General features: G+C 64.9%; 4 protein-coding genes. All 4 read right to left on the bottom strand.

Going from position 1 to position 3,564, the window contains the following annotated elements; genetic code table 11:
- Window positions 1–120: 120 nt before the first annotated feature.
- The gene (gmk, locus tag AC1P6P_RS08965; protein WP_481402098.1) at window positions 121–759 is read right to left on the bottom strand and encodes a guanylate kinase; all 639 of its coding nucleotides are present in this window, start codon (window positions 757–759) and stop codon (window positions 121–123) included.
- A 3-nt stretch (window positions 760–762) separates the two neighbouring features.
- Entirely contained in the window at window positions 763–1,650 is an 888-nt protein-coding gene (locus AC1P6P_RS08960) for a YicC/YloC family endoribonuclease (protein ID WP_481402097.1), read from the bottom strand.
- A gap of 236 nt (window positions 1,651–1,886) precedes the next feature.
- Complete coding sequence (gene mltG, locus AC1P6P_RS08955; protein WP_481402096.1) at window positions 1,887–2,864, bottom strand: endolytic transglycosylase MltG; 978 nt, start codon at window positions 2,862–2,864, stop codon at window positions 1,887–1,889.
- A gap of 32 nt (window positions 2,865–2,896) precedes the next feature.
- A partial coding sequence (locus AC1P6P_RS08950; RefSeq protein WP_481402095.1) for a beta-ketoacyl synthase N-terminal-like domain-containing protein occupies window positions 2,897–3,564 on the bottom strand: 668 nt, incomplete at its 5' end.

Raw genomic sequence — 3,564 nt, 5'->3', positions numbered from 1 at the left:
CCCCCCTCCGTCGCTTCGCGCCACCTCCCCCGCTATTTTGACGGCGGTGCGGCGTGAAAGGATCTGTCGGCGCGGGGGAGGAAAGATGAACGACGTGATCTCGTCTGAATGTTCGTTGCTCTAGGGTGTGCCGCGAAGGAGCTTCTCAACAAAGGAAGGGAGCCCTTTCAATCTGCTCCTTCGCTGGCGTTCAACTTCAAAAACTGCGCGAACCTGCGCTTTTGCCTTTTCCAGATCGTCATTGACGATGACGTAGTCGTATTCCGCCCAGTGACTGACCTCGGAGTCTGCTTTGGACATTCGTAGCGCGATCACGTCCGGTGGATCCTCTGCCCGCCCACGCAGGCGACGCTCGAGTTCTTCTCGCGACGGCGGAAGAACAAAAATACTGACCATGTCTTCGCCCGCAATCGCTCGCACCTGCTGAGCACCCTGCCAGTCGATGTCGAACAGCACGTCGCGGCCGGCGGCGAGCGCATCGAACACCGGCTTTTTCGGCGTGCCGTAATGATTGCCGAACACCACAGCGTGCTCGAGGAACTCGTCCTGCTGCACCATGCGCAGGAATTCCTCGACGCCGGTGAAATGATATTCGCGGCCGTCCATCTCGCCCGGACGCGGCGGCCGCGTCGTCGCCGACACGCTCATCGTCAGGTCGGGATCGGTTTTCAACAGCCAGCGCGCCAGCGTCGACTTGCCGGCGCCCGAGGGGGAAGACAGCACCAGCATCAAGCCACGGCGTTGGATTTCGACGGTCATGGCTTACTCGACATTCTGCAGCTGTTCGCGGAACTGATCGATCGCGGTCTTCAAATCAAGTCCCAGGCGCGTCAGTTCGATGTCGGTCGATTTGGAACACAGCGTGTTGGCTTCGCGGTTGAATTCCTGCGCCAGGAAATCGAGACGGCGGCCGACGGCATCGCCGGACGCGAGCAGCCGGCGCGCTTCGGACACATGGGCGCCGAGGCGGTCGATTTCCTCGCGGATGTCGGCCTTGGTGGCGATGAGCGCGATTTCCTGTTCCAGGCGCTCCGACGAAACCGCGCCCGGCGCGAGCAGATCGGCAAGCTGGGCTGTCAGCCGGTCGCGGATCACAGTCGGCTGGGTCGCGGCGCACGCGGCGGCGGCATCGGTCAGGCGCGCGATCTCGCTGATCTGGCCGCCGAGCACGGTGGCGAGCTTGCCGCCTTCCTGCCCGCGGGCCTTGGCCAGCGCATCGAAACACTCGGCCAGCGATTTGAGGATGGCAGTGTCGCGCGCCGCCTGTTCTTCGGCGTCGGCGAGCACGCTTTCGTCCTGGATGATGACGCCCTTCAGCGCCAAGAGCCCGTCGATACGGGCCGGCGGCAGGCCGGTTTCGCTGGCGACTTCCTTGGCGATCTTCACCGCCGCCGCCAGCGCCGCCGCATCGATGCGAAGGCCCCGCGCACTGGCGCCGGGATCGTAGTTGAGCGAGGCCTGGATGTTGCCGCGCTTGAAGCGGCTGGTCGCCAGCGTCCGCGCCGCCGGTTCGATCGCTTCGAAGCCGGGCGGCAGGCGCAAGCGCAGTTCCAGGCCGCGGCCATTGACGCTGCGTGCTTCCCAGCGCCAACGCGCGCTATCGAGCCCGCCACGCCCCTCGGCAAATCCGGTCATGCTGACAAGGGCCATGGTTCCGCCTCCAGAATCGAGCGGACCTTACTTCTTTCTGCCCCCGCGCGCGAGGCGATGTCCGTCACCGGCACGTCGAGTGTGGGGGATCGAGAAGCGACCGCGTACGAGCGCGCGTCAGCGCCAAAGGGGGCATTTCGCGCGATGCTGGAGCCCCCTTTCCGCGCAGGGCGCGGACTTCCCCCACGCTCTACGTGCGAGCGGAGAAAGCGCGCCGCGCGCGCGGGGGCAGAAAACTATTTCTCGCCCTTGAGATGAATCTTTCGCCACTTGAGGACGTTCTTCGTCTGGTCGTCGATGTTGTCGGCGAAGACGTGGCCGCCGGTTCCGTCGGCGACGAAATAGAGGTCCTTGGTCGCCGCCGGATGCAGCACCGCGGCGATGGCATCCTTGCCGGGATTGCAGATCGGCTGCGGCGGCAGGCCGGCGATGACGTAGGTGTTGTAGGGCGTGGCGCCGTGAACTTCCGACGCCAGCAGCCGCCGGCCGATCGGATAGCCCTTGGTGATGCCGTAGATGATGGTCGGATCGCTCTCGAGCTTCATGCCGATCTTGAGCCGGTTCATGAACACCGAGGCGATATGCGGACGCTCCGCGGCGATGCCGGTTTCCTTCTCGACGATCGACGCCAGCACCAGCGCTTCTTCCTTGCTCTTGATCGGCAAACCGGGCGCGCGCGTGTCCCACAGCCGGTCGATCAGCTCCGACTGCGCCTTTTTCATCTTGGCGAGGAGCTGGGCCCGCGTGTCGCCGCGCTGGAAGAGATAGGTCTCGGGCAACAGGCTGCCTTCCGGCGGCACCGCACCGGGCGCCCCCGCCAGCGCCTCGTCGTCCTTGACGAGATCGTAGACCATCTGGCTGGTCAGGCCTTCGGCGACGGTCACCTTGTGGGCGATCGATTTGCCTTCGATCAGCAGCGACATGATCGCCTGCATCGAGGCGCGCGCGGGAATAGCGTATTCGCCGGCCTTGAGCAGCGGTCCTTTGCCGAGCACGCGCACGCCGGCCTGGAAGACTTCGGGATGCTCGATCACGCCGGCCGAGGCCAGCGCCTGGGCCACGCCCTTGAGGCCGACGCCCGGCTTGATCATCACGACGGTTTCAACGCCGGACTTGGCGGCCGGTCCCGGTGCGGTGAACGCCGCATAGCCCCATTCCACGACGCCGGCGACGATCAGTGCGACGAGGAACAAAAACACCAGAAATTTCTTCATGGCCCCCTACCCTACGCCCGGGCCAAAAAAGACTATTCCGGACGCGTCAAAATCAGACAGGCGTTGGTGCCGCCGAACCCGAACGAGTTCGACATCACCGCCTTCACCTCGCGCTTCAACGCCGTATGCGGAACCAGATTCATCCGCGTTTCGACATCGGGGTTGTCGAGGTTGAGCGTCGGCGGAATGATGCCGTCGCGCATGGCGAGCATGCCGAAGATCGCCTCCACCGCGCCCGCCGCCCCGAGCAGATGGCCGATCGCCGACTTGGTCGACGACACCGCTTTGCCGGGAGCCGCATCGCCGAACAGCCGTTCCACCGCCCTAAGCTCGATGCCGTCGGCCATCGTCGACGTGCCATGGGTGTTGACGTAATCGATGTCGGCCGGCACCAGGCCGGAGCGCTTCAGTGCCATCTGCATGGCGCGGAAGCCGCCCTCGCCGTCTTCCGACGGCGCGGTGATGTGATAGGCATCCCCCGACAGGCCATAGCCCTTCACTTCGGCGTAAATCTTGGCGCCGCGCGCCTTGGCGTGCTCGTATTCCTCGAGCATCACCACGCCGGCGCCTTCACCCATGACGAAGCCGTCGCGATCCTTGTCGTAAGGGCGCGAGGCCTTTTCGGGCGTGTCATTGTACTTGGTGGCGATCGCCCGGCAGGCGTTGAACCCGGCGATACCGATCCGGCAGATCGAGGCTT

The sequence above is a fragment of the Rhizomicrobium sp. genome (assembly GCF_056722145.1).
The sequence above is the reverse complement of the archived record's forward strand: the minus strand, read 5'-3'. Positions and strand labels throughout refer to the sequence as shown.